Here is a 20,192-nt window from a genome sequence, read left to right as displayed (position 1 = left end):
ATACCCTACTGTGGGCAACCGGGGAGGCGATCATGACGCAGTCCGGCGAGACGCCGCGGCGGGGGCGCACGGCACCCTCGCAGGTCACGGCGAAACTGACGATTCCGTTCGTCGGTGAGGTGGCGGGTCTGTGGGAGCCGGCGGACGCCGAGCGCACGGCCGCCTGGGAGCTGTACTTCCAACTGGCCAGCCGCGTCGCGGTGGTTCCGTTGGAACGGGACGAGGGTGTCCTGCGCGAGGCGCTCACCTCGCTGTACTCCCTCTACGACGTCACCCGGGGCATCCTGCACAAGCACGGCCCGGCCGTCGCGCCGCCGGTGCCACCGGGTCGGCTCACCTTCGGGGTGCTGGCGATGGTGACGCTCAACCGCGTGTTGCGGCCGCTGCTGACGGTGTGGCATCCCCGGCTCGCGGCGTACGAGGCGCTGCGGCCGGAGGGTACCGATCCGGTGAGCTACGAACGGGCCTGGTCCGAGGCCGACGAACTGCGCCGCCAGCTGGACGCCACCCGTCAGGCGCTGCGTTCCCTGGCCCGGACGTTGCAGCAGGTGGCCGAGGTGGGCGACCTGATCGACCTGCCGGTCCCCCGGCCGCCACTCCCTCCACCGGCACGCCCACCCCAGCCGCCCGGCTCCTCGGTCCCGCGTCCCGCCGGTGGGCCCTCTGAGGGCACCCCCCCCCCCGCTGACTAGGGGTGGTACGGCATTTTTCGGGGTTCGACACGGTTGCGCACGCCACCAACAGCTGTGCGGCTACCGGCCGTTGACCGCGGAAGGGGCAGCCCTCACGGGGGCGAAGGTCAAGCACGGGAGTTCAACGTTCGCCGGTTTCGGGGGTAGCCCGATCCGGTGACGTGGCGTCACATCGCCGCCGCCGAACGCGTACGGTGCTGTCAGAAGGGCGCCCAAGTCGGAAGTAACACTCAGGCCAACGGGCGCCCTTCGCCGTGCCCGTGACCCGCAGAGTCCTGAACTCCCCTGACTGGGAGCTGCCTTGAGTGAACGTACTTCGCGCTCTCGTCGGCGCAGGCGCGGAGTCGGCCGATGAACTCCCGGTAGCTGTCGGGGACTTCACTTTTCTTGCCGGGTGGGCCGTCGATCCACTGCTGCCAGAGCCCACCCGGGGCGAGGAAACGGCCGGCGTGGCCCGTACCGAGTCCGGCGTCGAGCAGCAGGAGTGCGCCGAGGGCGGCCGGCTGGTCGTAGAAGAGGTCAGGGCGCCGCAGGTAGCGGTCGAGGTAGGCGACGAGGAGGGCGGCGTCGGCGGAGGTGCCGAAGGTGGCCAGCGCGACGCAGTACGCCTGCCCCGCGTAGGGCCCCTCGCTGGCGAGCAGCAGTTCACCGAGACGTTCCCGGAATGCGGTTTGGCGGGCAACGGCGATGAGCCAGGCCGCCGTCTTGCGCTCGCGCCAGCCGCCGTCGAGCAGCACGCCGAGTTCCCTCGGGGTGACTTCACCGGCGGCCCGGCCCAACTCCCGCATGAACACGGCTCGTTCACTCTCGCGCCTACTGAGAAGCCCGCCCCCGAGCTTGAGATACCGCCGGTCGGGCGTGACGTAGCGGCGGATCACCCGGAGCCGCTCGGCGTCTGCGTCGGTGTGGCACATGGCGGCATCCTCGCCTGAACGAAGCTCTTGGGCCAGCGAGTTGACGTGGCCGGGTGAAGTGAACGACGGCTGCGAGGGCCGCAAGGCCCGCGAGGTCGACCGTTCCGCGCACGGCGTCTGGCAGGCGGCGGGCGGATTGTCCGTGGGGGGCACCGGGCCCGCGTGTGCTGGTGCTCCCCCCGGTTTGGGTTCGTCCTCATATGGGTCTCCTCTTGCCCCGGCATGGGGCATTCTGGAAGGGCGGCGTCGGGGTGGGCTCGGGGTCGGGGTGGTGGTGGCTGACTCGGTGAGGGGCGGGCCGTATGGAGTGTCTCTCGGCGTTGGTGACGTGGCTGGGGAGCCTTGAGGGTGCGCGGCTGGCCCGGGTGCTGGAGGCGCGGGGCGATGTCGTGGCCGGGCCGGAGCCCGGGTCGGTGGGGGAGTTGGCGGAGCGGCTGCTGCGGCCGGGGTCGGTGGCGGCGGTGCTGCCCCGGCTGACGTTGCCCTGTCTCCAAGTGGCCGAGGCGCTCGCGGCGTTGGCGCAACCCGCGCCCCGGGACCGGCTGGCGGAGTTGCTGGGGGTCGGTGGGGACGGGCGTCAACTGGACGCCGTTCTGGAGGTGTTGGCCGGTCAGGCGCTGGTGTGGCCGGACGGTGCGGGCGCCCTGTACATGGCCGAGGCGCTGCGGGGGGCCTGGGACGCGCCGTTGGGGCTCGACGCCTCCCTTGAGGAGTTGCTGGAGGGCGTCACCTCCGACGAACTGCGGCTGATGCTGGGCAGGTTGGGGATCAGGGCGCCGGGCGTCAAGGCGCGGCGGCTGGCCGCGTTGGTGGAGTGGCTCGGCCGTCCGGAACGGGTCGTCGAGCTGGTGGCCGAGGCGCCCGTCGCGGCCCGGCGGCTGCTGGAGCGGCTGGCCGAGGCTCCGGCGGAGGGGGCCGGGCTCATCATGGTCGGGTCCTGCGGGGGCGGCGGGGCGCCGGGCGAGCGATGGGCCATGGAGCGGGGGCTGCTGGTCGCGGACCGGTACGGGTACGGGCCCGCCCGGATGCCCGCCGAGGTGGCGCTCGCGCTGCGCGGGCCGGGCTGGCGGGCGCCGTTCGAGCCGGAGCCGCCGGTCGCGCGGCTGGTGCAGGTCACGCCGGAGGAGGTGGCGCGGGAGGCGTCGGCCGCGGCGACGGCGTTCGTGGGCGGGGCCGTCTCGGTGCTGGGCGTCTGCTCGGCGGCGCCGCCGTGGCGGTTGAAGTCCGGGGGGATCGGGGCGCGGGAGCTGGGGCGGATCGGCAAGGCCGCCCGGGTCGACGACGCCGTCGTGCGGCTGGTGCTGGAGAGCGCGTACGGCGCCGGGCTGGTCGGCAAGGACGGGGACCGGGTGGCGCCCGGCGCCGGGTACGACGACTGGACGGAGCGTGAACCGGCCGAGCAGTTCGCGGAGTTGGTGCGGGCATGGTGGGATGCGGCGCTGACTCCGACGCGGGCACGGGACGAGGACGGCAAGGCGCTGCCCGCCCTCGCCGACGCCCCGGGGTGCGAGGGGTGTGTGCAGGCACGGCACGGGGTGGTGGCCGCGGCGGCCGGGATGCCGGCCGGGTACGGCGTGCGGGACCGCGCGGAACTGGGTCAACTGGTCTTCTGGCAGCGGCCGTTCGCCGACTCCGCCGATCCGGACCGGGCGCCGCACGCCGAGGTGGTCCGGGAGGCCGAACTGCTCGGGGTGCTCGGCCGGGGGGCGTTGTCCCCGCTCGGTGTCGCGCTGTCCGGGGATGCTCGTGAACTGGTCGCCGCGTGCCGGGAGTTGGTGCCGACGGCGACCGGTATCGTGCGGATCGGGGGCGACCTCACCGCCGTTGTCAGCGGGACGCCCGCCGCCCGGCTGGCCGCGCTGCTGGACTCGGTCGCCGACCGGGAGAGCAGCGGTACGGCGTCGGTGTGGCGGTTCAGCGCCGGGAGCGTGCGGCGGGCTCTGGACGCCGGGCGGAGCGGGGAGGAGATCGCGGCCGACCTGGCCGATGTCGCCGCCGGGCCGCTGCCGCAGCCGTTGGCCTGGCTGATCGCGGACGCCGCGCGTGGGCACGGGCGGGCGCGGGTCGCCCCGGCCGGGTGTGTGATCCACGGCGAAGAACCGGCGCTGCTGGCCGAGTTGGCTGCCCACCGCGCTCTCGCGCCGCTCGGGCTGCGGCAGTTGGCGCCGACGGTGCTGGTGAGCCGGCGCCCTCTCGACGCGACCCTCGACGCGCTGCGGGCCGAGGGGTACGGTCCGGTCGCCGAGACGGCCGACGGCGTCGTTCGGGTCGACGAGGAACGGCCCCTGCGGGTGCCCGGGGTCCCTCAGCGGCGGGGCGCCCGGGTGCGGGAACGGCGCGCGGCCGACGTCGATCTCCCGGCCCTGGCCGCGCGGTTGCTGGCCGCCCCGGCGGCGGTCCCGGACCCGGCGGCGGCGGGGGCGTCCCTCGCCACGGGCACCGAGGAGGCCGTCGCGCGGTGGGCGAAAGGGCTGACGTACGCCGACCTCCGGCAGCTCGCCCACGCCATCGACACCGGTGGGGCCGTCACCGTCGAGTACCTCGCCGCCTCGGGGAACCTGACCGTGCGCACCCTCAGCGACCTCGGCCTCGACCCGCCCTATCTCGAAGCGTGGTGCCATCTGCGGGACGACGAAAGGGTGTTCACGCTCTCGCGCATCCAGGGGGTCATGCCCGCCTAGCCCGCCCGGCGCCGGGCGGGCACCCCCAACGCCCCTTGCCTCAGCCCTTGTTGGCCCCCAGCGTCAGGCCGCCCACGAACTGGCGTTGCAGGACGAAGTACACGATCAGGGTGGGGATCGCGGTCAACAGGGCGCCTGCCGCTACCAGGTTGGGGTCGGTGAAGTACTGGCCGGTGAGGTTGTTCAGGGCCGAGGTGATGGGCATGTTCTCGCCGGTGGAGATGAGGACGATGGCCCAGAAGAAGTCGTTGTAGATCCAGATGGACAGCAGCGTGCCCAGGGCCGCCATCGCCGGCTTGCACAGGGGCAGCGTGATCTGCCAGTACAGGCGCCACACCGAGGCGCCGTCGACCAGCGCGGCCTCGGTCAGCTCGTGCGGGAGCGCGCGCATGTAGTTGGCCAGCACGAACGAGCAGAAGCCCGACTGGAACGCCACGTGGATCAGGACCAGGCCGAGCGCCGAGTCGTACAGCTTGCCGCTGGCGGTGATGCCGGGCAGGTCGATCAGCAGGTAGAGGCGGTAGAGCGGGGTGATGATGACCTGCTGCGGGAGCAGGTTGCCGGCCGTGAAGACCAGCAGCAGCGACAGGTTGACGCGGAAGTCGAAGCGGGCGACGTAGAAGGCGACCATCGACGAGAGCAGCAGCGTGATCAGGACGGCCGGGACCGCGATGACCAGCGTGTTCACGAAGTAGTGGACCATGTCGGACTGCTGGAACGCGTTGATGAAGTTGTCCAGGCTCAGCTTGCTGGGCCAGGACACATAGCCCTTCTCGCTGGTCTCCGCGTACGGCCGCAGCGCCGCGAGCAGCGCCCACAGCAGCGGCGCCAGCCACACCAGCGAGGTGATGACGAGGAAGGCGTGCAGCACAACTCGGGCCGGGCGGATGGTCGTTCGCGGCTTGCCCGCCGCAACTGCCGTGCTCATGCGCGCCGTTCCTTCCGGAAGGTCGCGATCAGATAGGGGATGATCACGACCAGGGAGATCACCAGCAGGACGACGGCGATCGCGGAGCCGTATCCGATCCGGCTGGACTCGCCGATGATGTTGTTGGTGACCAGGATCGAGAGCAACTCGGTTCCCTGGGCACCCTTGTTGAAGACGAAGACCAGGTCGAAGGCGCGCAGCGACTCGATGATGGTGACGACCAGGACGACCGTGTTGGTAGGGCGCAGGGTCGGGAAGACGACGTTCTTGAACGTCTGCCACTCGCTCGCGCCGTCCAGCGCGGACGCCTCGCGCAGCGCCGGGTCGACGCCCTTGAGGCCCGCCAGGTACAGGATCATCATGTAGCCGGCATGCCGCCAGGACGCGGCGACGAGGATCGCCCACAGGTTGAGGTTGGGGTCGCCGATCCAGTCGATGTAGTGGCCGGGCTTGTTGGCGCCGATCAGGCTGTTGATCAGGCCGGTGTCCGGGTTGTACACGAGCTGCCAGACGAAGCCGACGACCGCCATGGAGACGACCACCGGCAGGAAGAACGCCGTCTGGTAGACCCGGCTGAAGCGGATGCGCTTGTCCAACTGGACGGCCAGGAAAAGCCCGAACGGCGTCGGCAGCAGGATCAGCACGACGAACCAGATGACGTTGTGCTCGACGGCCGGCCAGAACTGCGGGTTGGTGGTGAACAGTTCGCGGAAGTTCTGGAGGCCGACCCACTTGATCGAGTCGAAGCCGATGCCGTCCCAGGTGGTGAAGGCGAGCGCGATGGAGGCGAGCGCGGTCAGCCACACGAGGACGACGTGCAGGATCGTGGGGACGCCCGCCATCAGACCGAGGGTGATCCGGTCGCGGCGGGTGAGGAGGCGACGGTGGCCCGTCGGCCTCGTGCGGGGGGAGGTGGCCGGAGCCGGCGCGGGGGGCGCCGGCTGCGGGGACTCGGCAGTCGTGGTCTCGGTGCTCATGACGAGGCGAAGATCGTCTTCTTCTGGCGCTCGATGGAGGAGAGCAGGCTGTCGACGCCCTTGGGGTTGCGGACGAAGCTCTGCAACGCGGGCTGCATCACCGTCGAGGTGAAGTCGGGCCGGCTGTCGCGGTCCATGAACTGCGTGAGGCTCTTGGCCGCGCCGATCATGTCGTACGCCTTCTTCTGGAGCACGGTGTACGACGACGTGGACGCCGTGCTGGAGGCGGCGACGACGCTGGAGTCGGACTTGAGGTAGATCTCCTCGGCGGCCGGGGTGCCGAGGTACTCCAGGAGCTTGACGGCACCGGCGTGGTTCTTCGGGCTCTTGCTCAGCATGTAGCCGTCGGTCGGCGCCTCGACCGTGTCCTGCCCGTACTCGGAGCTGATCTCCGGGAACGCGAAGAAGTCGAGGTCGTCCAAGTCGGCCTGCTTGGTGATCTGTTGGGCCACGAAGGAACCGAGCAGATACATGCCGGCCTTCTTGGCGACCAGCGTCTGTGCCGCGTCCTGCCAGGTCCGGCCGAGGGAGCCGTCCTGGTGGTAGGGGAGGATCTGGGTCCACAGGTCGAAGACCTTGCGCACCTTGGCGTCCGTCCAGGAGGCCTTGCCCGCCATCAGCTCGACGTGGAAGTCATAGCCGTTGGTACGGAAGTTGAGCTGGTCGAAGGTGCCGAGGGCGGGCCAGGCGTCCTTGTCGCCGAAGGCGATGGGGATGAGTCCGTCGCTCTTCATCCGCTTGCACAGGGCCACGAAGTCGTCCCATTTCGTGGGGACTTCATAGCCGTGCTGCTTGAAGACGCTCTTGCGGTAGAAGACCGCCCACGGGTACGTGTCCAGCGGAACGAAGTAGTACTTGCCGTCGGCGCCCTTGCTGAGCTTCTTCATGGCCTCGGGGAAGTTGCCGCCGATCTTCTCCCACACGTCGTCGATCGCGGTGGCGAGGCCCTTCTGCGCGAAGAACTGCATGCGGTACCCGGCGAACCAGTTGAACACGTCGTCCGGCGTGCCTTGCAGATACGAGTTGATCTGCTCCTGGAAGGTGTTGTGGTCCTTGGTGTTCACGTCGACCGTGATCCCGGACTGCTTCTTGAAGGCGGCGTAGATCTCGGCGTACGCCTTCTTCGGCACGGCGTCCGAACCGTTGGAGCCGAGGGTGACCGTCTTGGGGTCGGCGGCCGTCCCGCTGCCGCCGCAGGCGCTCAGCAGCGGCACGGCTCCGGTGAGCAGGGCGGCGCCGCCCGCACCCCGCAGCAGGGTGCGGCGGCTCGGCGCGGGAAGGGAGAGACGCGAGGAGGAGAGGTCGCGCATGAACGGCTCCTGTGGGCAAGGATGCGGCCGGGGAAACGCCACGTCGAAATAATTCGAAACCGACCAGAAAACAACCTGACCGAACATCGTGGCGGTAATAACAGCCTCATGTCCGGTCATAGGTCAAGGGTCCCCGTCGAGCTTTGTGGAAACGTGACCGACACACGCGTGATCCACTCCGTTTTCCGGGGCACAGGCGGGGACCGGCGAAGATCTACAGAGGATCGACAGGCGATCGGTAGACGCCCGACAGCCGCCGAGGCCACCATCGCGCGACGACTCCCCCGCCCCGCCCCGGTGCGCAACGACTTCCCCGCCCCGCCCCCGGAGCCGCCGCGAGGCTCACCCCTCCGGGGTACGCCGTCCGGGGCACGACGTGGTCATGTACCGCCAGAAGTACGACGTGGCCCTCACGCGGGGCGTGCACGGACGCGGGGCGTGCGCAGACGCGGGGCGCCCCCCACGCGGGCCACACGCGCCCCTGCCCCCGCCCTGAGCCGCTCCTGAGCCAGCCCCGAGCCATTCCCCCTAGGGAACGACCCCGACGCCCGCCCCCACCGGTCCGGCCCCCGGCGCCCAGCCCCGGCCCCTCCGCCCGCCGCTCCCCTCAGCGCGTGATCCGCACCGGACTGCTCACGGTGACCTGGTCCAGCTCGGAGACCCGGACCGTCACCCTCATCGTCCACGTCCCGGCGAGCGGCACCGTGAACCCGCTGCTCGCCCAGTACCCGCCCGCGTCCCGCACCCCGGCGTCCAGCGGCCCGATCTTCCGGTCCGCGAGGGTGAGCGAGAGGCGCAGCTCGGGGACGGTGGAGATGCCGCCGTCGGGCCCGTAGACGACGGCCTGCACGGCGTTGTCGCCGACCCGGCCGGGGTCGAGGGTGACCTGTACCTTGCCCTGGCCGTTCGGGGTGCCGACGTCGAACGGGATCGTCGTCACGGACGCGGCTCGCAGCCCCCCGGTCGTCGCGGGCGCCTGTTCCGCCTCGGCCGCCGCCCGCCCGGGCAACGTCCCGCTGAGCAGCGTCGAGAGCATCAGCACCACGACCCCGATCCCGACCTCGGCCCCGACGGCCCGCCGCAACGCCCGCCGGTCCAGCGGGAGTTCCAAAGCACCGGCCGCCTTCACCGCCGTTCCCCCCGGCCCCTCCCGACCATCCCGGTGTTCCCGGTCCTCCGCAACGACGGTGACCGCGCCCGGCGTTCGCTCCCCCGCCGCCCCGACCGCCTCCGGCACCCGCGCCTCGGCGTCGGCCTCCGCCTCAACTCCCGTCGCCAGCGCGGCAGTCCAGCGGCGTGAGACGGCCGCCGCTGCCAACAGGAGGGCGATGGCGGCGAGTTTGGCGGTGAGGAGGCGGCCGTAGGGGGTGGTGGTGAGGGCGTCCCAGGAGCCGAGGCCGCGCCAGGACTGGTAGCCGCCGGTGACGACCAGGACGGTCACCGAGGCGAAGGCGAGCCGGGAGAACCGGGTCACCGTGGCCGGGGTCAGCGCGGTGGCCCGGTGGAGGGTGAGCAGCAGCGCGGTGAGGCCGCCGAGCCAGCCGGCCATGGCCAGCAGATGCAGCACCGCCGACGTCATCGCCAGCGGCACCTGGAGGCCCGCCGAGGCGTGCTCGGCCGACGCCCAGGTGAGGGCGAGGCCGACGGCGAGGGCGCCGCCCAGGACGCGCGCCGGGCGGGAGTCACGGAGCCGGGGGAGGCAGAGTGCGGCGGCGAGGAGCAGGGCGAGGCGGGCCAGCAGGGCGAGGCCGGGGCGGCCGGTCAACGTCCGTTCGAGGGAGGTGAGGTGGAACGCCGTCGTGGGTCCGGTGCCCGTCTCGTAGGGGGCGCGCAGGACGAGGAGGGCCAGGGTGGCGCCCAGCAGCGTCCACCAGCCCACCCGCAGGGGCGTGCGCAGCGGGGCGCGGTCGGCCGGGCGGCACAGGGCGATGAAGGCGGCGGTGCCGATGAGCAGGGCGGCGGCCAGATAGGCGAGGTAGCGGCCGACGTTGTAGAGGCTCGCGGTGGCCGGGTCCTCGGTCGGGCCCGCCGTCGTGACCGCCGTGGTCGGGGAGGCCTTGCCGACGGAGAAGGTGAACGCGCCGGACACCGGGTGGCTGTCCGCCGACACCACCCGCCACGCCACCACATAGGTGCCCTGGGGGAGTTGGGCGGGGAGGCTCACCCGGGCGGTGTCGGAACCGCCGGGCCCGTGTCCTGGCTCCCCGGTGCGCAGCCGCCGGTTGTCGGGGTCCAGGACGCGGAAGGAGTCGTCGAGCAGGCCGACGGACTCGGTGAAGGTCAGGGTGAGTTGGCGGGGGGCCGAGGCGAGGACGGTGCCGTCGGCGGGGTCGCCGGCACGGAGGGCGGCGTGGGCGGTCGCGGGGCCCGCCGAGCCGAGGACGAGCAGGACCAGCACGGACGCCAGCAGCACCAGCCCCTGAAGTCCGCGTCGCCCGCGCCCGCCGTCACGCCCCACGCCACTCCCCGTCGTACGAAGCTCCCACAGGAAGAGGTACGGACGAAACGGCCGGAACGCTCACCCGCTCGGCCGGGAACCGTCCTCGGGGTCGGCCGGGGAAGGCCACCGTCCTTTCCAGGAAGGCGAGTTGGGCCGTCTTCTCGGGGAGGTACACATCCGGGAGGTCGATCTCGGGGAGCACGACGACCTCGCCCGCCGTGAACCCCTCCGTCAGGAACCGGGCGACGGCCTTCTCGTTGCGCACATCGGGATCGACGACGATCCGCTCCCGCCCGAGCACCCCGAGCACATATCCGACGACGGTCCCGAGCAGCGCCGCCGACCACCCGGAACGGGCGCCGCCCGCCCCGGCGGGCGCGAGCAGCAGGTGGATGCCGATGTCCCCGGACCGCACCGGGTAGCACGCGCTGACCCGGTCGGCCTCGGGCTCGTAGGTCTGGAGCAGGGCGACGGGCGCGCCGTCCTTGACGACGAGGAAGGCGTGATGGGTGGTGAGGGTGGCCATGTGGGCGTAGACATCGGCGACTTGGTCCTCGGTGAGCCCGTTCATCCCCCAGAACGCGGCGCGTTCCTCGCGCACCCAGGAGTGCAGGGCGGGCGCGTCGGCGTCCGGGTCGAGGGGCAGCACGCGCACGGTGCCGAAGCCGTCGACCGTCCGCTCGTGCAGCACGGTCCGCTCCGGGTACGGCTCAGCCATCGTCGTTCTCCTTGGTCAGCTGGTCGAAGTCGGTGATGACGGGGGCGAGTTCGCCGGTGAGCCACAGGGGGAGCTGGTCGTGGTGGTGCGGTGAGCCGGGGGCGCCGGCCGCGCCGAGCGGCACCACCCAACGGCTGTCCTCGCGCCGGGCCAGGTCCCAGATGTAACGGGCCGAGGGGCCGCGTCCGCCGAGATCGGTGAGCCCGGGCACGGACGAGGTCGCCAGCACGCAGTCGTGGTCGCCGGAGAGCCGGGGCGCCTCGAACGGCGGTGTGCCGGACGCCCGCCAGAGCGCGAGGCGGTGGGTGTCGCCCCAGGTCCCGGTGGGCGGCGCGGCGGCCACCTCCTCGACGGCGGCACGCACCTCGGCGGCCCGGTCGACGCCGTACAACTCCTCGGCGCGCAGCAGGTGTTCGAGCGCGAAGGCGACGCGCGTCACGAGGGCCAGCCAGGGCTGGAAGATCTCGGGGTAGGCGGGCGGCACGGCGAGCGCGGCGAACGCCGGGTGCGCGGCGAGGCGGCGTACGACCGCGCCCCGCACGGCGGCGTAGGCGGCGGCGTCGGCGCTGTCCGCGTCCATCCGGCGGTTCCAGCCGAGCAGTCGGTCGCGCAGCGCGGCGGCCTCGGCTGACAGGCCGTCCAGGGCGGCGAGGAGGTCCAACAGGGGCGCTGCGGAGGCGAGTTGGGTGTCCATGTGGATGCGCGGCATGTCGTCGGCCGACCAGTGCTCCCGTTCCGCGAGCAGGGCGGCGATGCGGTCGGCGCGGTGCGGCGGTGCGAACTCGACGCCGAGCGGGGCCGCGAGGCCGCGTCCGTTGGCCATCACCGCGATCCCGTCGGTGAGTTGGGCGCGGGGCATCGGGTGCCAGCCGCGCCACCCGTGCCCGGGCTCCCAGGCGGGCGTCAGCCGCACCCGGTCGGCCGCGGGGCGCACCGGCACCCGCCCGGCGACCCGGTGCAGGGTGCCGCCCTCGGTGTCGGCGGCCTGCACGACGTTGACCGGTTCGGCCCAGCGGTCGAAGGCCCGGTCCACGTCGGCGACCTGGCGGGCCCGCAGCAGCGGAAGGAGCGCGCCGAAGCCGAGGTCGCCGGTGACGCGCGGCGGGTGACGGAGGCTGACGGCGAGCGGGCGGGCGCCGGGCACGCCCTCGTCGGGGCCGCCCGGCACGCCCTCGTCCAGTCCTTCGGGGCCGCCGATGATGACGGGCCCCCGGTCGGTCTCGACGACCTCGATCTCGATGGGGGCCTCGCCTGTCACCTCGACGGTCTCGGTGTGCCGGGTGGCGCGGTGCCAGCGTCCGTCGGGGCCGAGGGCCTCGATCCCGGCGCCGGTGCGGCGCAGCCGTTCGCGGTAGAGGTCCTGGTAGTCGGCCATGGCGTTGGTGATGGCCCAGGCGACGGTGCCGGTGTGCCCGAAGTGCGCGATGCCGGGCAGGCCCGGGACGGCGAGACCGACGACGTCGAACTCCGGGCAGGACAGGTGGAGTTGCTGATAGACGCCGGGGTCCTCGATGAAGCGGTGCGGGTCTCCGGCGAGCACCGCGTGCCCGGTGCGGGTGCGGGCGCCGCTCACCAGCCAGCCGTTGCTGCCCGAGGTGCCGGGTCCGTCGGTGGCGAAGAGGCCGACGGCGTCGTCGCCGAGGTGGCGGACGGCCTCCTCGCGCCAGAGCTTGGCCGGGAACCCGGCGAACAGGAGATGCAGGGCGAGCCAGACGGCGAGCGGCGTCCAGGGCTCCCAGCGGCCGGGGGCGAGGCCGGTCCGCTCGAACTCCTCGGTGGCGGTGAGCCCGTCGTTGACACCGTCGGCATAGGCCCGCACCCAGTCGGCCGTCTCCGGGTCGTCGCGTTCCAGGGCGGTGAAGCAGCGGCGGGCGGTGTCGGCGAGGCGGGCGCGGCGGGCCAGCACGTCCCAGGAGACGGCGGCCTGACCGAGGAAGGACGCGGAGGTGCCCTGGGCGCGGTGGCGTTCGACCTCCAGCTGCCAGGAGCGGTCCCGGGCGGTCACCTTCCCCTGGACGTACGCCAGTTCGAGGACGGTGTCGGCGCGCAGGTGCGGGATTCCCCACGCATCCCGGTAGATCTCGGTCGCCACGCGGTGACCCTCTTTTCTTTAGGTTAGCCTTACCTAACTGACCAATGGTGGGGAAATCGTACGTGAGGGGTCGAAAGCGCAGGGCACGGGGTCCTGACCGGGAGGCACGGCACACAGACCGACGCGGCCGAAGGACCGCACCCACGCCCCGGGGCACCGGCGCGCGGGCCAAGCGGGCACGCGAGATCATCGGAGTATGGACGTCACCCTTCATCTCGCCCAGGACCCCGAGGCCGACGAGCTGCTCGGGCGGTCCCCGCTCGCCGCGCTGACCGGCATGCTGCTCGACCAGCAGGTGCCGATGGAGTGGGCGTTCAAGGGGCCGCGCACCATCGCCGACCGGCTCGCGGCGACCGACCTCGACGCGCACCGGATCGCCGTGCAGGACCCGGAGGCGTTCGCCGCGCTGCTCTCCGAGAAGCCGGCCGTGCACCGCTACCCCGGCTCGATGGCCAAGCGGGTCCAGCAGCTGTGCCAGTACCTCGTCGAGCACTACGACGGCAACGCCGAACTGGTCTGGAAGGGCGTCAGCGACGGCCCCGAGCTGCTGCGCCGGCTCGAAGCGCTGCCCGGGTTCGGCACGCAGAAGGCGCAGATCTTCCTGGCCCTCCTCGGCAAGCAGCTCGGCGTGCGGCCCACGGGCTGGCGCGAGGCGGCCGGCGCGTACGGCGAACCCGACTCCTTCCGTTCCGTGGCCGACATCACCGGCCCCGAGTCGCTGACCCGGGTCCGCGCGCACAAGCAGGAGATGAAGGCGGCGGCCAAGGCCACGAAGACAGCGAAGACGGCTAAGACAGCTAAGACGGCCAAGACGGCTAAAGGGGCCAAAGCGACCAAAGCGACCAAAGCGGCGAAGAAGTAGAAAGAAGCAGAGAAGAGCTACCGAAGGGACACTGTCTGACAAATAACCTGATCGGGCGAATTTCAGGGCCAAAATGATGAAACACGGGCGTCGGGTGGGCAGACCTCCCCCGTGAACATCGCGCGACGACTGACCCACGGCCGACTGTGGCTGAGGGTTTTCGTCCTGCTGCTCGCCCTGCTGGTCCCGGCCGAGACATTCGCGGCGCCCGCGCTGACGGCGTCCGTCGAGAGCGTCGAGTACGGCCTCGCCGACGCGGCGGTCCGGCCCGTGGCCCACACCGCCGCCCAGCAGGCTGCCGTTCCCCCGCGCCCGGCGCCGTTGCCCGTCCCGGCGCGCCCGGCGGCCGGTCACCGGCCGCCGCCCGGCCCGCCCGCCGCGGCCCGCGCCCTGCGCCTGCTGCGCACCGTGATCCTGCGCTGCTGACCGAGCCCGCCTCCGCACCGGCCGATCAGCACATCGCACGACATCACGAGGGAACCGCGAGGAACACCGCCATGCCGACAGACCCGTACGCGGTCCTGCGCGCCCTGCTGCGCGCCGAGGCCGTCCGCAACGCCCGTACCCCCGAGCCGAAGCCGAAGAAGGCGCCGCAGCAGAAGGCGCCCCAGCACAAGGCCCCGGCCGAACAGGTCCGCTGACGCCGACGACCGCCACCGACGACGGAGGGCGGCGCATCCCCCGTGGACGCGCCGCCCTCCGTCACCTCCCGGGTCCGACGGCCGCTCGCGGCGGCCCACTGTTCCCGGTTTGCCCTGGTTGAGCATGTCTTTTCCAGCGTCGCACTCCGTCGCCATGGCTGCGCCCGGAACGGATGGGCCGGTAGGCTTTCCGTGTGATCTTCAAGCGCATCGGAAACGGCCGGCCGTACCCCGACCACGGCCGGGAGAGCACCCGGCAGTGGGCGGACGTCGCACCGCGCCCGGTCCGCCTCGATCAGCTCGTGACGACCAAGGGCCAACTCGACCTGGAGACGCTCCTGGCCGAGGACTCGACGTTCTACGGCGACCTGTTCGCCCACGTCGTGAAGTGGCAGGGCGACCTGTACCTGGAGGACGGGCTGCACCGCGCGGTCCGCGCCGCGCTCCAGCAGCGCCAGGTGCTGCACGCCCGCGTCCTGGAGCTGGACTGACCCACGCGGCTCACCCGTTGGCCCTTTCGGGTTCACCTGTGCCGCATCCGATGATCATCTAGTAGGAAACACCGCTCATGCGCACTACGCTGCGCCCATGAGCATGCTGACTCCCCCAGGCATGGGCGGCAAGTACCGGATCACGGGGGACGTCTACCCCCGGATGCGCCAGCGCCGACGGCGCGGCAGGCTCGCGGTGGTCGTGGTCGCCTCCGTCGCGGTGCTCGGCCTGACCGGCTGGGGCACCCTTCAGCTCATCGACGCCTTCACCGGCGGCTCCACCGCGTCCGCGGCCGGCACCAAGGCGGCCGCCTGCCCGGCCTCGGCGAGCCCGTCGCCCGGCGGCGCCGTCGCGGGCCTGCCCGAGCCCGGCCGGATCACCGTCAACGTGCTCAACGCGACCGCCCGCAGCGGCCTCGCCAAGACCACCGCCGACGAGCTGAAGAAGCGCGGCTTCAAGATCGGCGAGGTCGGCAACGCCACCAAGCAGTACGACAAGAAGGTCCGCGGCACGGGCATGCTGCTCGGTCCCGCCGCCGCCCTCGACACCGCGCTGCCCGTCCTCGGCACCCAGCTCGCCGGTGCCGAGCGGCGCACCGACGCGGCCCGCAAGGGCACCGACGTCGACCTGATCCTCGGCAACGACTTCAAGGCGCTCACCTCGAAGGCGGCCGCCGACAAGGCACTGGCCGCCCTGACCGCCCCGCAGCCGACGGCGACCCCGACGAAGAAGCCCTGCTGAACCGTCGTTCACAGGGAAAGGGTCACTCTGGAAGCGGGCCGCTCGGGAAGGGTCCGCTCGGCCGTACCGCAGCCGGCGGCCACCTCGCCGGAAAAGGCCTGCTGAACCGTCGTTCGCCGGGGAGGGGTTACTCGGCCGCGCCGTAGAGGCGGTCGCCCGCGTCGCCCAGGCCCGGGACGATGTAGCCGTGCTCGTTCAGGCGCTCGTCGACCGAGGCCGTCACGACCGTCACCGGGGTGCCCGCCAGCTCGCGTTCCATGATCTCGACGCCCTCGGGGGCGGCCAGCAGCACCACGGCGGTGACGTCGTCGGCGCCGCGCCGGATCAGCTCGCGGATCGCCGCGACCAGCGTGCCGCCGGTGGCCAGCATCGGGTCCAGGACGTAGACCTGACGGCCGGAGAGGTCCTCGGGCATGCGGGTCGCGTACGTGGAGGCCTCCAGCGTCTCTTCGTTGCGCACCATGCCCATGAAGCCCACCTCGGCGGTCGGCAGCAGCCGGACCATGCCGTCCAGCATGCCGAGCCCGGCGCGCAGGATCGGCACCACCAGGGGGCGCGGGTAGGAGAGCTTGACGCCTGTCGTCGTGGCGACCGGGGTCGTGATGTCGACCTGCTCGGTGCGCACGTCACGCGTGGCCTCGTAGGCGAGCAGGGTGACCAGTTCGTCGGCGAGCCGGCGGAAGGTCGCGGAGTCGGTGCGGCGGTCGCGCAACGTGGTGAGCTTGTGGGCGACCAGAGGGTGGTCGACGACGTGGAGACGCATGTCCACAACAGTAACCGGGCACCCGACCCGGCTCGCCCTGGCATCAAACCGCCCGTCCGGGGGAAAGCGCCAGGAACGGACTGGGGTGATGAGCTGATGCCTGACCTGCCCGACCGCGAACCCGACCGCGACCCGTTGGCGCGCACACCGTCGCCGCTGGCCCCCTTTCAGCGGGCCCCCGCCCACGAGACCGAGGCGGAACGGCGTCGCCGCCGCGCCCGCTTCCTGCGCGAACTGGCCGAGGCCCGCGAACTGCGCGACCGGGTGCAGCCGCGCCGCGCGAAGGTGGCCCGACTGCGGCACGCGCTGCGGATGCGGACGTTCCGCTGGTAGGTGCGCGTGCGGACGTTCCGCTGACTGGCTGCGCGTGCGGAGGTTCGGCCGGCCGGCTGCGCGTGTGCGCGTTCCGCCGGCCGGCCGCGCGTTCGGACGTTCCGCTGGTGGACCCGGAGAGCCGCGGGGCCGGTCCCCGGGCCGGTCCGTCGGTGGACCCGCGGGGGTGCGGCGGGCGCGTCGGCAGGGCCGGCTGCCGGGTGGCCGTGCGCGGGCGCGCGGGAAAGCCGCGTACGATCCCGCTCGTGGCGGCAACGAGGTACCGGTGGGACCTTTGCGGGTCCTTTGCGGACACACGGTCAAAACTGCCGGACACAGGGGCCGGAAGACGTCCCCTGAACGCCTTGTTTCTGCCACGATTCCGAGTGGGTGGGGCTCGGAGCCCAGCTCATCCCCACCCGTAACCTCCGCCGGGGGGACCCCCAACCGGCACGCCTCAGACCAGTGGGAGAGTCACGGTGTACTTCGCCGCACTGCTCGCGCGCACCGAAGACGGGTGGGAAGCGAGCGACACAGAGCTCGACGATGTGGAGACCCTGGCCGACCTGGCCGATCTGGCCCGGGAGTCCGCCGGTGAAGACGACGACACCGTCCTCGTCTTCATCGAGCAGGAGGAGTCCTGGTTCGGCATCGTCCGGGTGGACGGTGAGGAGGACCCACGCGTCTACGTCTCGAACGCCGCCGCCGCGTCCCGCAGTTCGTACGGTGAACTGCTGCTCACGGACGAACTGCTCGGCAAGAACGACCCGGGCGGTTCCATCGACCTCGACGACCTCGACCTCGACGGCACCGAGGACGGTGAACCCGACGCCGACGAGGACGACGAGTCCACCGGCGCCGAGTCCATGCCGTCCGGGCCCGTCGGCGACCCCGCGATCCTCGCCGACCTCGGGGTGAGCGAGCAGGACCTGCGCACCCTCGACGACGACGCGCTCGCCGAGATCGCCGAGGCCCTGGGTGCCTCGGAGGTCCTGGAGACCGTCCGCTGACCCCCCTGTCCGACCCGGTCCGCGACCCGTGGCGAGCCGCGATGCGGCTCGCCCTGGCCGAGGCCGGGCGGGCCGGCGACGACGTCCCCGTCGGCGCCGTCCTGCTCGCCCCGGACGGAACGACGGTGCTGGCGGCCGGGCACAACGAACGCGAGGCGACCGGCGATCCGACCGCCCACGCGGAGGTCCTGGCGATCCGCCGGGCGGCCGCGCGGACCGGTCGGTGGCGGCTGTCCGGCTGCACCCTCGTCGTCACCCTGGAACCCTGCACGATGTGCGCGGGCGCCCTCGTGCAGTCCCGGGTCGACCGGGTCGTCTACGGCGCCCGTGACGACAAGGCGGGCGCGGCCGGCTCCCTCTGGGACGTCGTCCGCGACCGCCGCCTCAACCATCGCCCCGAGGTGGTCGAGGGCGTCCTCGCCGAGGACTGCGCCCGGCTCCTCACCGACTTCTTCCGCTCCCGCTGAACGCCGATTTCTGAGCACGGCCCGCCGTGTTGTAGGGTCTCTCTCGGTAGCGTGTCCGAGCGGCCGAAGGAGCTCGCCTCGAAAGCGAGTGTGGCGTAACCCGTCACCGAGGGTTCAAATCCCTCCGCTACCGCTCTCAACACCCTCCCGCCCACGGAAACGTGGCCGGGGGGGTGTTTTTGCGCGACCGTGCACAACAGGGCAGCGTGTCCCACGCCTAGGAAAACCGCAGGTGGGACAGGTCAAGCAAGCGGGTTCGCAGCCCCCCGCCACCGCTCTCCTCGCCCGCATCGCCCTCCCCGGCTCCGGGAACGTAGGTCAGGTCGGCTACGTCAAGGACTCCGAGACCGTCCACAGGTGGTCGGCGTTGGTGGGGTCCAGGGCGTAGGGGGCTACGCCGGCGGCCGCTCCGGCGCGTTCGGTGACCGGGGTGGCCTCGGCGCAGTCCTCGTAGTAGCGGCCGGTGACGCCGGCCACGGTCGGGGAGGCGGCCAGCAGGACGGAGGTCGCGGCGCCCTGCGGGACGGACTTGCCGGGCGGCAGGGCGAGTTCGCCGGAGGTCATCATCGCGGTCACCGCCGCCATGTCGATGTGGCGGGCCAGGTCGGTGCCGGAGATGTTGCCCGGCATCACGGCGTTGACGGTGATCCCGTCGTCGGCCCAGCGTGCGGCGGCGGCCACGGCGAACTGGATGACGGCCGTCTTGGACTGCCCGTAGGAGGTCCACGGGTCGTAGGGGCGGAAGCGGTAGTCGAGGTCGTCGAAGACCACCGGGGAGAAGAGGTGACCGATGGAGCTGACCCCGACGACCCGGGCGCCGTCCGCCGCCGCGAGCGCCCGGTGCAGGCCGGTGGTGAGGGCGAAGTGGCCCAGGTGGTTGACGCCGAACTGCCACTCCCGGCCCTCCGCCGTGCGGGCGATCTCGGACGGCGCCATCACTCCGGCGTTGTTGACGAGGATGTCCAGCGGCCCGTCCCAGTCCGCCACGAACGCGGCCACCGTCGAACGGTCGGACAGATCGAGTCGGCCGATCGTCAACGTCCCTGATCCGGCGGGTAGTTCGGCCTCCAGGCGGGCCTTCACCCGGGCGCCCGCGTCGACGTTCCGGACGGCCAGGGTGACATCGGCGCCCGCGGCGGCGAGGACGCGGACGGTCTCCACGCCGATCCCGGAACTGGCGCCGGTGACCACGGCACGACGGCCGTGCAGGTCGACGCCGTCCATGACCTCGGCGGCTGTGGTGGTCGCCCCGAACGTGCGGGGGCTCTGCGATCCGGACATGAGCTGTCTCCTGACAGGTGAGGTGGGAGGGGTTGCCGGGCCGGTCAGCCCTGGGCGATCCGGGAGACGTGCTGCCAGTCGGCCCACGTCTTGAGGCGCTCGGCGTAGACGGGCTCGACGATCTCGATGGGCTCGGTCCCGAACAGCACGCGCAACGGCGGGTTCTCCGCGTCGACGATGTGCAGCAGGGCGGCACCGGCGCTGGCGCTCTCGCTGTACCGGGCGTCGCGTGTGAGGCGGGCCATGGCCTCGCGGACCGGGTCGTAGGCGGGGATCGGCTCGGCGCGGGCGGCGGAGGAACCGGCCCAGTCGGTGCTGAAGCCGCCGGGCTCGACGATGGTGACCTTGATCCCGAAGCCCGCGACCTCCTGGGAGAGGGAGTCGCTGAAGCCCTCCAGCGCCCACTTCGACGCCTGGTACGCGCTGAGCGACGGGAAGGCGGCGACGCCACCGACGGACGAGATCTGCACGATGTGCCCGCTGCCCTGGGCGCGCAGGATCGGCAGCACGGCCTGGGTCACCCAGTAGGCGCCGAAGAAGTTCGTCTCCATCTGGTCGCGCAACTGCTCCTCGGTGATCTCCTCGACCATGCCGAACAGCCCGTAGCCCGCGTTGTTGACGACGACGTCGAGGCGGCCGAACTTCTCGTGCGCCGCGGCCACCGTGGCCGTCACGGCCGCCCGGTCGGTGACGTCCAGCGCCAGGGGCAGGACCGCGTCGTCGCCGAACTCGGTGACCAGGTCCGCCAGCGTCGCCACGTTCCTCGCGGTCGCGGCGACCTTGTCCCCGCGTCGCAGCGCGGACTCGGCGAAGGCGCGGCCGATGCCGCGGGACGTGCCGGTGATGAACCAGACCTTGCTCATTGTTCCTC

General features: G+C 72.3%; 19 protein-coding genes, 1 tRNA gene and 1 pseudogene. 11 read left to right on the top strand and 10 right to left on the bottom strand.

The annotated features are described in order from the left end of the window. Window positions 1-32 precede the first annotated feature (32 nt). Window positions 33-692 (top strand): hypothetical protein, encoded by a 660-nt coding sequence (locus tag ACIQOU_RS29835; protein WP_401541478.1) that lies wholly within the window; start codon window positions 33-35, stop codon window positions 690-692. A 230-nt stretch (window positions 693-922) separates the two neighbouring features. On the opposite strand, the gene ACIQOU_RS29830 is transcribed toward ACIQOU_RS29835, so the two are convergent. Next, a complete protein-coding gene (locus tag ACIQOU_RS29830; protein ID WP_401541476.1) occupies window positions 923-1,606 on the bottom strand; it encodes a DUF6000 family protein in 684 nt (227 codons plus the stop codon). A 302-nt stretch (window positions 1,607-1,908) separates the two neighbouring features. On the opposite strand from ACIQOU_RS29830, the gene ACIQOU_RS29825 reads away from it, so the two are divergent. Continuing rightward, window positions 1,909-4,287 (top strand): helicase-associated domain-containing protein, encoded by a 2,379-nt coding sequence (locus ACIQOU_RS29825; protein WP_401541473.1) that lies wholly within the window; start codon window positions 1,909-1,911, stop codon window positions 4,285-4,287. A 40-nt stretch (window positions 4,288-4,327) separates the two neighbouring features. On the opposite strand, the gene ACIQOU_RS29820 is transcribed toward ACIQOU_RS29825, so the two are convergent. From ACIQOU_RS29820 to ACIQOU_RS29795, 6 genes and pseudogenes are all read right to left on the bottom strand, one after another. After that, a complete protein-coding gene (locus tag ACIQOU_RS29820; RefSeq protein ID WP_401541471.1) occupies window positions 4,328-5,215 on the bottom strand; it encodes a carbohydrate ABC transporter permease in 888 nt (295 codons plus the stop codon). Beyond that, a complete protein-coding gene (locus ACIQOU_RS29815; protein WP_401541469.1) occupies window positions 5,212-6,192 on the bottom strand; it encodes a carbohydrate ABC transporter permease in 981 nt (326 codons plus the stop codon). The genes ACIQOU_RS29820 and ACIQOU_RS29815 overlap by 4 nt, the downstream gene beginning before the upstream one ends. Further along, entirely contained in the window at window positions 6,189-7,502 is a 1,314-nt protein-coding gene (locus tag ACIQOU_RS29810; RefSeq protein WP_401541467.1) for an ABC transporter substrate-binding protein, read from the bottom strand. The genes ACIQOU_RS29815 and ACIQOU_RS29810 overlap by 4 nt, the downstream gene beginning before the upstream one ends. 607 nt (window positions 7,503-8,109) lie before the next feature. Beyond that, window positions 8,110-9,915 carry a copper resistance protein CopC gene (locus ACIQOU_RS29805; protein ID WP_401541786.1) on the bottom strand — a complete coding sequence of 602 codons (1,806 nt, stop codon included), beginning with the start codon at window positions 9,913-9,915 and terminating at the stop codon, window positions 8,110-8,112. Window positions 9,916-10,054: 139 nt separating this feature from the next. Continuing rightward, window positions 10,055-10,660: pseudogene (locus ACIQOU_RS29800) on the bottom strand (GNAT family N-acetyltransferase); the annotation flags it as partial. Beyond that, the gene (locus ACIQOU_RS29795; protein ID WP_401541464.1) at window positions 10,653-12,752 is read right to left on the bottom strand and encodes a penicillin acylase family protein; all 2,100 of its coding nucleotides are present in this window, start codon (window positions 12,750-12,752) and stop codon (window positions 10,653-10,655) included. The gene ACIQOU_RS29795 and the pseudogene ACIQOU_RS29800, both read right to left, overlap by 8 nt. Window positions 12,753-12,948: 196 nt before the next feature. Here ACIQOU_RS29795 and ACIQOU_RS29790 point away from each other — a divergent pair, with 196 nt between their 5' ends. The 5 genes from ACIQOU_RS29790 to ACIQOU_RS29770 all read left to right on the top strand — a co-directional run bounded on the left by ACIQOU_RS29790 (window position 12,949) and on the right by ACIQOU_RS29770 (window position 15,488). Next, window positions 12,949-13,614: an HhH-GPD-type base excision DNA repair protein gene (locus ACIQOU_RS29790; RefSeq protein WP_401541462.1), complete on the top strand. Its 666-nt coding sequence runs from the start codon at window positions 12,949-12,951 to the stop codon at window positions 13,612-13,614. 111 nt (window positions 13,615-13,725) lie between these two features. Further along, window positions 13,726-14,040: a hypothetical protein gene (locus ACIQOU_RS29785; RefSeq protein WP_401541459.1), complete on the top strand. Its 315-nt coding sequence runs from the start codon at window positions 13,726-13,728 to the stop codon at window positions 14,038-14,040. A gap of 71 nt (window positions 14,041-14,111) precedes the next feature. Then, entirely contained in the window at window positions 14,112-14,255 is a 144-nt protein-coding gene (locus ACIQOU_RS29780; protein WP_401541456.1) for a hypothetical protein, read from the top strand. 194 nt (window positions 14,256-14,449) lie between these two features. Beyond that, window positions 14,450-14,746 (top strand): type II toxin-antitoxin system VapB family antitoxin, encoded by a 297-nt coding sequence (locus ACIQOU_RS29775; protein WP_003999914.1) that lies wholly within the window; start codon window positions 14,450-14,452, stop codon window positions 14,744-14,746. A gap of 97 nt (window positions 14,747-14,843) precedes the next feature. Continuing rightward, a complete protein-coding gene (locus tag ACIQOU_RS29770) occupies window positions 14,844-15,488 on the top strand; it encodes a LytR C-terminal domain-containing protein (protein WP_401541453.1) in 645 nt (214 codons plus the stop codon). 127 nt (window positions 15,489-15,615) lie between these two features. On the opposite strand, the gene upp is transcribed toward ACIQOU_RS29770, so the two are convergent. After that, on the bottom strand, window positions 15,616-16,251 hold the full coding sequence (gene upp, locus ACIQOU_RS29765) for a uracil phosphoribosyltransferase (RefSeq protein WP_401541450.1): 636 nt from the start codon (window positions 16,249-16,251) through the stop codon (window positions 15,616-15,618). A 105-nt stretch (window positions 16,252-16,356) separates the two neighbouring features. Between upp and ACIQOU_RS29760 the strand changes: the two genes are divergently transcribed. The 4 genes from ACIQOU_RS29760 (at window position 16,357) to ACIQOU_RS29745 (ending at window position 18,173) form a co-directional block, all read left to right on the top strand. Then, the gene (locus tag ACIQOU_RS29760) at window positions 16,357-16,584 is read left to right on the top strand and encodes a hypothetical protein (protein WP_401541784.1); all 228 of its coding nucleotides are present in this window, start codon (window positions 16,357-16,359) and stop codon (window positions 16,582-16,584) included. A gap of 458 nt (window positions 16,585-17,042) precedes the next feature. Then, window positions 17,043-17,573, top strand: a complete 531-nt coding sequence (locus ACIQOU_RS29755; protein WP_401541447.1) for a hypothetical protein — start codon at window positions 17,043-17,045, stop codon at window positions 17,571-17,573. Window positions 17,574-17,614: 41 nt separating this feature from the next. Further along, window positions 17,615-18,040, top strand: a complete 426-nt coding sequence (tadA, locus tag ACIQOU_RS29750) for a tRNA adenosine(34) deaminase TadA (RefSeq protein WP_401541445.1) — start codon at window positions 17,615-17,617, stop codon at window positions 18,038-18,040. 45 nt (window positions 18,041-18,085) lie between these two features. Beyond that, a tRNA-Ser gene (locus tag ACIQOU_RS29745) sits at window positions 18,086-18,173 on the top strand. 194 nt (window positions 18,174-18,367) lie between these two features. Here the strand turns inward: ACIQOU_RS29745 and ACIQOU_RS29740 are convergent. Next, the gene (locus tag ACIQOU_RS29740) at window positions 18,368-19,321 is read right to left on the bottom strand and encodes an SDR family NAD(P)-dependent oxidoreductase (protein WP_401541442.1); all 954 of its coding nucleotides are present in this window, start codon (window positions 19,319-19,321) and stop codon (window positions 18,368-18,370) included. Between the two features lie 44 nt (window positions 19,322-19,365). Next, the gene (locus ACIQOU_RS29735; protein WP_401541439.1) at window positions 19,366-20,184 is read right to left on the bottom strand and encodes an SDR family oxidoreductase; all 819 of its coding nucleotides are present in this window, start codon (window positions 20,182-20,184) and stop codon (window positions 19,366-19,368) included. Window positions 20,185-20,192 lie beyond the last annotated feature (8 nt).

It is taken from the genome of Streptomyces sp. NPDC091279 (genome assembly GCF_044757465.1).
Lineage (GTDB): Bacteria > Actinomycetota > Actinomycetes > Streptomycetales > Streptomycetaceae > Streptomyces.
This window is presented reverse-complemented; position numbering and strand designations above follow the sequence as displayed.

Excerpts from the sequence above, each read along its gene's own strand:
- ACIQOU_RS29830 (WP_401541476.1), bottom strand. The coding sequence starts at position 1,606 with ATGTGCCACACCGACGCAGACGCCGAGCGGCTCCGGGTGATCCGCCGC.
- upp (WP_401541450.1), bottom strand. The coding sequence starts at position 16,251 with ATGCGTCTCCACGTCGTCGACCACCCTCTGGTCGCCCACAAGCTCACC.
- ACIQOU_RS29820 (WP_401541471.1), bottom strand. The coding sequence starts at position 5,215 with ATGAGCACGGCAGTTGCGGCGGGCAAGCCGCGAACGACCATCCGCCCG.
- ACIQOU_RS29815 (WP_401541469.1), bottom strand. The coding sequence starts at position 6,192 with ATGAGCACCGAGACCACGACTGCCGAGTCCCCGCAGCCGGCGCCCCCC.
- ACIQOU_RS29740 (WP_401541442.1), bottom strand. The coding sequence starts at position 19,321 with ATGTCCGGATCGCAGAGCCCCCGCACGTTCGGGGCGACCACCACAGCC.
- ACIQOU_RS29735 (WP_401541439.1), bottom strand. The coding sequence starts at position 20,184 with ATGAGCAAGGTCTGGTTCATCACCGGCACGTCCCGCGGCATCGGCCGC.
- ACIQOU_RS29770 (WP_401541453.1), top strand. The coding sequence starts at position 14,844 with ATGAGCATGCTGACTCCCCCAGGCATGGGCGGCAAGTACCGGATCACG.
- ACIQOU_RS29780 (WP_401541456.1), top strand. The coding sequence starts at position 14,112 with ATGCCGACAGACCCGTACGCGGTCCTGCGCGCCCTGCTGCGCGCCGAG.
- ACIQOU_RS29810 (WP_401541467.1), bottom strand. The coding sequence starts at position 7,502 with ATGCGCGACCTCTCCTCCTCGCGTCTCTCCCTTCCCGCGCCGAGCCGC.
- ACIQOU_RS29790 (WP_401541462.1), top strand. The coding sequence starts at position 12,949 with ATGGACGTCACCCTTCATCTCGCCCAGGACCCCGAGGCCGACGAGCTG.
- ACIQOU_RS29825 (WP_401541473.1), top strand. The coding sequence starts at position 1,909 with ATGGAGTGTCTCTCGGCGTTGGTGACGTGGCTGGGGAGCCTTGAGGGT.
- tadA (WP_401541445.1), top strand. The coding sequence starts at position 17,615 with ATGCGGCTCGCCCTGGCCGAGGCCGGGCGGGCCGGCGACGACGTCCCC.
- ACIQOU_RS29835 (WP_401541478.1), top strand. The coding sequence starts at position 33 with ATGACGCAGTCCGGCGAGACGCCGCGGCGGGGGCGCACGGCACCCTCG.